Source organism: Methylobacter psychrophilus (assembly GCF_025583945.1).
Taxonomy (GTDB): Bacteria; Pseudomonadota; Gammaproteobacteria; order Methylococcales; family Methylomonadaceae; genus Methylobacter_C; species Methylobacter_C psychrophilus.
Window position 1 is genome coordinate 1 of sequence record NZ_JAOEGU010000096.1, and the last position, 5,748, is coordinate 5,748.

Here is a 5,748-nt window from a genome sequence, read left to right on the forward strand (position 1 = left end):
TGCAGTATTTCTTGCGTTGTCGTTTGCATTCTAAACCTTTTCATATTTTTGCAAAGCTGATTATGCGTTATCCGCTTAACGCAGCGATCCAGGACGGGTAAAAAGACTACTGAAAAAATAGCCTAACTGTAACGGCTTGCATTTGAAAACAGTCATGCTCGCATTTAACGCTTTTTCTTGCTCACAATAACTGCAAATGAAATCGCACTCATGCTCAGATTATCTGTAAATGAGCTTGCATTTATCGACCTCTGCTTGCATTCCATTGTCTTGTGCTCAAATTAAATGCAAATGAAATAGAGCCCTCTAAACCGTTGAATTTAGCTTTATGGGGCTGAATTTGTTTCAACAACACAACCTGATCATATAGGTAAACCCGCAGCCTGGAACTGACAGCGAAGTTCTGCTATACGAGTAGCGTCCAGCGTATTATTGAATAACGCCTTGATCTCCGCTGGCTTGGCATCAAACTGTTCTACCAGATCTTTGAGGCGGTAACCATGTCGGGTCAGCGTTGGTTCCAGATCGTCCAGTTGACGTGATAACACCGATTCCATTAGCTCAACAGATATCGGCGTCTCGCCGGTTTGGTAGCCCGCTTCCAGCGCTAAAGCTAGATGCATTTGGATTTGTAAAGGTGTCCGCAACCGCGTTGCCAACAGGTCGATAGCGTTTAGTGTTAGAACTGATTCGATTGTAACTTCGCTCTTAGTGCATGAGCCTATCAGCCAGTTAATGTACTCACGCTGGCTACCGGCGATCCCGTCCAGATTGAATACATCTGTCCGAAAACCAATCTCTTCCATGGTTGGCCGCCGAAGGTCGTTGCGCAACTTTGGATGGCCGGAGAGAATTACGGATAATCGTCCATCGCCATCCTCGATTACTTCCATTAAACGCTTTAAACCGGTCAGTGTCTGGCTGCTAAGGTCGTGTGCTTCATCAACGAACAGGGCGACTGGTCGCTTGTTCTTGCGTACTAACTCGCGTAATTCACGCTCGCGCCGTTCGCCCTGTTTGGGTATTTGTACTTGCTTATCCGTGGCGAGATCGTAGTACAGTGCCGCGATCAGCGTGGTCAACTTGACACTGTGTTTCTCGACTGACAACGATTTTGATACCGTGATTTTATTTTCTTCTTTCAATTGCTGCTGTAAGCGTCGCATGGTCACGGTTTTTCCGCTACCCACGCCCCCGCATACAGCAATTAATCGACCTTCCTGGATTGCACCTTTGATATCCTTAAGCAATAATTTGTGCAGATCAGTCTCGTAATAACCGGCCTGACTAAGTGGCTGCGTCAGCCCATAATGTTGCATTACTTCAACCCGCATGTTCTTCTCCTGTTTTCTTTTCTCGAAAATAGCTACGTAGCCTGGCAAGCACAATACTACGCGTTAGTGTTTCGTCCAGAATCTGCTCGATGAAAGTGCGGTCAGTTGCTGACAGTTTCGCCAGTGGTATAGCCAAATCGTCAGCAATGGCAAGCTTGGCGGCAATCCTATTGGAAAATTGGTATTCCAGTATCTGTGTATCAAAAGGCTGTTTCTGCAGATCTACACCTGCCGCCGGTATCAGACGTACATCATCGCCGGACAGTGCCGAGATCGGTAACCCCAGTTGATTAGCCAGTGCTCGGATGCGATCAGCACGCTCTCCTGTCTTGCCTCGCTTGAATGCGCGGTACCGATGTAGCGGGATAGGACCGGATACAGGGTAGTAAGGGCCAAACTTAACGCCATCGAATTCGACATACATTTCGTCGTCGAATAAGCCCCATAGTAAGATAACTGTTTCACCCGCCATGTCTGATTCCACTTCGTAGGCCGTGCCGCTAATGTTAATACGGGCATCAATACCAACCTTGCGTCGTTCCGGTTCACGCGCAAAGCGACAAAAATGTTCCCAGGTACACATGTCGCGTAAACCATCCGATGGCAGGTTTTTCAGCCAATCCTCCAAACGTGAGTGTTTTTCGGGAGCGATGTTCTTGATCGTTGTAACGCAGCAGGTATCGTATTAGCCATTCATTAGCCTGCTTTTCTGTTTCCGGCTTGTGAAAGTGATATAACGTTTCGTGCGCCTCCTTTACTGTCCGGAAGGGACGTTCGACCTTGCCTTTCGAGCGAGCCGTGGTGCGTGTTCCATCCTTGCCTGCCGGAACGTGTGTCTGCCATTCAATGTCAAGAGCCTGCATGACGTTCTGAAACACTCGACTCTTGGCTACTGGCCCATTGTCGAGATAAATCATTTTAGGTCGTCCCTGAAATGGAAAAGCGGCATCAGCTTTCGCTGCCATTGCATTGAAGAGAAAGCGTAGTGCAGACTCCGCATCTTCGCCATAAACGCACTGGTATTCTTGATAGCATACGCCACTACGATCGTCCACCACACTGAACAACATCAAAGTTGGTACGCCCTTCTGGGGGGCAATCCAGGTAGGTTTATCGATGTGTTTAAGATCCGAGGGTGACATGTCAAATTGCCAACAATCGTTGCTGTACTCAGCTTGGAATCGAACGGCTGGTGGCTCGCGTAACAGGCGAGGCTGATCCAGTCGTAACAAGAGCAGATAGCGATTGACGGTTGGGCGGCGCAATAGACCTTTGGGGGCTTTGACTAAACCGTGTGCGGTTTCCACACCGTAATCTTCCATCAGCTCAATGGCTCGTCCAGTAGAAAGATGGCGTCCTTGCTTGTTGGTGGTACGTAACTTCAGTGCCGCAATCAGCTCACAGTAACGTTCTAATTCGGATTGAGGCAATAGACGCGGTTTTCCGTGATCAGCACGATGCGCGGAATGCGGCTTCCGGAAAGCGTATAACGCACGATAGACAGTTGTTGTAGAGATCCCGTACAACTTGGCTACTGCTGCAATCTGAATAGCCCGTTCCGGACTCTTTGGCGGCAAGCAATCAAGCCGTTGCCGCAATTGCAGCAGCGAATCGACCGGAATAACTTTACGCCTGCCGTCCATAACAGGTCAGTGCGCGATATACAGAGGAACGGCCAATTCCAAGTCGCCGCGCAATCTCCGTTGCACCTAACTTTTCTTCGAGATGAAGACGCTGAATTTCACCTGAGTTGATTGATGGCTTACGGCCAAGATAGACACCACGAGACTTTGCGGCAGCAATCCCTTCAAGCTGCCGTTCACGTCGAAGGTTTGTTTCAAATTCTGCGAAAACGCCCAGCATGTCCAGAAAAGCTTTACCTGCTGCACTGAGCGTGTCGATAGGTTGCTCTGTCGCCTTAAGAGTTACACCCTTCTCTTTCAGCATAAACACGATATCCTGAAGATCTTTGATGCTACGCGCAAGGCGGTCAATCCGTGTGACCATGAGCGTGTCCCCATGTCGTAAGAAATCCAAAAGCACCTGTAGTTCAGTCCGACCAACCCAACTTGTTCCTGTGACTTTTTCGGCGCGGATCACCTCACATCCAGCAGCGCGTAGTGTGTGCTCCTGAAGTGTTAAGTCTTGATCGCCAGTTGAAACACGGGCATAACCGTAGAGCGCCATAAATTGTAGTGTCCCATTAGCCTTTAGAGGCTGAAACATTATCATACCAAAAATATCAAAACAACCCTATTGGGACAAAAAAAGTGTTTCATTATGGCAGCTCGATTGGGTATACCCATTTGGTACAAAGTAGCCAATTTTCATTTGCATTTAATTTGAGCACAAGACAATGGAATGCAAGCAGAGGTAGATAAATGCAAGCTCATTTGCAGATAATCTGAGCATGAGTGCGATTTCATTTGCAGTTATTGTGAGCAAGAAAAAGCGTTAAATGCGAGCATGACTGTTTTCAAATGCAAGCCGTTACAGCTAAAAGTACTCAAGTCGGTAAGCAACATTTCTGGTATGTGAAAGTCATTTTTTAACGTCAACATACTGGCTTTAGTGCGCTCAAGATAGAACCCTGCCAAATCAATATAGTCCTGGTAGGCCTGTTTGATCTCAAGTGCTTTGGCGGCCTTGATAGCGTCATTTTTTGACGTGGAATATTTGAGTTTTTGCAGCGTGCGATACCGCTTTTTAAATTTAGACAAGTTGTACTTATGCAGTCGCCATTCAGGTAAGGCATGTTGCAAGCCCCATTTGACACACGTCCGAATCAGAATCCGGATCGCGTCATGCAGTAAACTGATATCGATTGGAAAATGCACGTTGGTTTTTAACACAAAAGAATCGCAACGGCCTCTGATCAGCGCATGAATATCCAGATCCAGTAATTGATAGCCGGCTCGAATAACTTCAGTACTAATACGCGCCATGATCGCTGGCGTAAACAGCTTGAGATTGTCTTTCAAGGTTTGCAGGCGATAGCGTTTGTCGGCATCAAAGCAACCAAGACCGAGCATTTCACGTAGGGTGTTATGCTGATTGGCCAACTCCAGAATGCGATCATAGTCTGTATTCAGTCCTACGCGTAGCGATCCTAACACCAAAATCGACCATTGATTCATACCGGGGCGGCCTTTGTCGATGGCAACGATTTTTGTCACTTCGGCGTCAATTTTAGTAGGCACCACTTCCTCCAGTATTTTAAAAACAGCATCCCTTAATGGCTGAGTGGTATAAATGTGTTGCAAGCCCAGTAAGATGATCGGAATGTCATCACGGGAGGAAATATCTATTTTGATATCAGCAAAATCGCGTTGACCGATGCTCATTTGTAGAGGAAATACCTTTCTCATCGGGAGTTTTCCAACGAGAATTTGAAAGCTGAGGTGCTTATCCGGGAGGTCGCTTTCGCCAAGCCCTTTTCGATGAAAATATTATTCATAATTATCAGTAAGTTACTTGAATTAAGCATTTTATACGCCAATAGGCTGTTATTTAATTTTCAATGGCCTATTTTATCGCAACTTATTGTTTTGTATTAAATAATTTATTACCGTTCAAGCACTATATAAGGTGTACGCGTAAACTCTATCGAACACGATACTCTTGAGCAATCTCATTTATCGTTTTCTACTCCTTTAAGGTTTCTAACGCGTGTTAGCTTTTTGTGTCTCATCAAAATCTTGCGCTTTTTTTACTCATTTCTGCCTGCCTTTTTATGGCAATACTTCGGACAGTTTTGATAATTGGTACTTCACGATCTTGTCTGAAAGCGAGTTGGAACGCTGGGTGGCTTGGGCGGAATGGATAACAAGAAAATTTCATCATAGCTCCTCAGCAGTTGAAGGGCGCAATGGTTTCCTGTCGCAGATGTATCACAATGGTCGTAGCTTGACGGCAAAACGTCTTCGAGCATTAACAGTGATTCATAATTATGGAATTAAGCGCCTTGATGGGACAACAGCGGCGATGCGTTTATTTGACCGGGAATTTCCTGATCTATTTTCATGGTTGGATAATGAAATGGGTGATCTTCCTCTGCCTAGGAAAGGCAACGTATTATTCGTAACCCTCTGTTTTTGATAACTGTCCCGTGTTAAGTTGGTAGCCAATCTGGACAAGCAAACCAGACAACACGATCAAGAAGGAAGCTTCATTAACAAGTGGCAGGGGCGAAGCCCAAATTTGCCATTGGATTCAGTCGACGCTGCTGATTGGCCGGTTATCACTAATTGTGTTTATTGAGAGTCATGTGCACTATTTTGATCATTCAGTCATCACTATCGCTTAATAGTGCGGTCATCGTTGGATTGAAGAATCGGTAGGTATTCTTTCCTGATTTCTTGGCTACATACATCGCTGTGTCGGCGTTATTCATTAGTTGATCGGTCGAATGATT

4 protein-coding genes and 1 pseudogene are annotated in these 5,748 nt (G+C 46.0%); 1 reads left to right on the plus strand and 4 read right to left on the minus strand.

Annotated features, from left to right (window positions below; all coding sequences use genetic code 11):
* Positions 1–362: 362 nt before the first annotated feature.
* The 4 genes and pseudogenes from N7974_RS19880 to N7974_RS19895 form a co-directional block, all read right to left on the minus strand.
* Complete coding sequence (locus N7974_RS19880) at positions 363–1,334, minus strand: ExeA family protein (protein ID WP_262967278.1); 972 nt, start codon at positions 1,332–1,334, stop codon at positions 363–365.
* Positions 1,324–2,956: pseudogene (locus tag N7974_RS19885) on the minus strand (IS481 family transposase). Before N7974_RS19885 ends, N7974_RS19880 begins: the two are co-directional and overlap by 11 nt.
* Before the next feature lie 4 nt (positions 2,957–2,960).
* Positions 2,961–3,560 (minus strand): recombinase family protein, encoded by a 600-nt coding sequence (locus N7974_RS19890; RefSeq protein ID WP_262967279.1) that lies wholly within the window; start codon positions 3,558–3,560, stop codon positions 2,961–2,963.
* A 206-nt stretch (positions 3,561–3,766) separates the two neighbouring features.
* Positions 3,767–4,702 (minus strand): hypothetical protein, encoded by a 936-nt coding sequence (locus tag N7974_RS19895; protein WP_262967280.1) that lies wholly within the window; start codon positions 4,700–4,702, stop codon positions 3,767–3,769.
* 301 nt (positions 4,703–5,003) lie between these two features.
* Between N7974_RS19895 and N7974_RS19900 the strand changes: the two genes are divergently transcribed.
* Entirely contained in the window at positions 5,004–5,432 is a 429-nt protein-coding gene (locus N7974_RS19900) for a DUF6399 domain-containing protein (RefSeq protein ID WP_262967281.1), read from the plus strand.
* The last annotated feature ends 316 nt before the right edge of the window (positions 5,433–5,748 follow it).

What these genes read in the sequence shown, in the direction of transcription:
- N7974_RS19890 (WP_262967279.1), bottom strand. Translation starts at nt 3,560, where the DNA reads ATGTTTCAGCCTCTAAAGGCTAATGGGACACTACAATTTATGGCGCTC.
- N7974_RS19895 (WP_262967280.1), bottom strand. Translation starts at nt 4,702, where the DNA reads ATGAGAAAGGTATTTCCTCTACAAATGAGCATCGGTCAACGCGATTTT.
- N7974_RS19880 (WP_262967278.1), bottom strand. Translation starts at nt 1,334, where the DNA reads ATGCGGGTTGAAGTAATGCAACATTATGGGCTGACGCAGCCACTTAGT.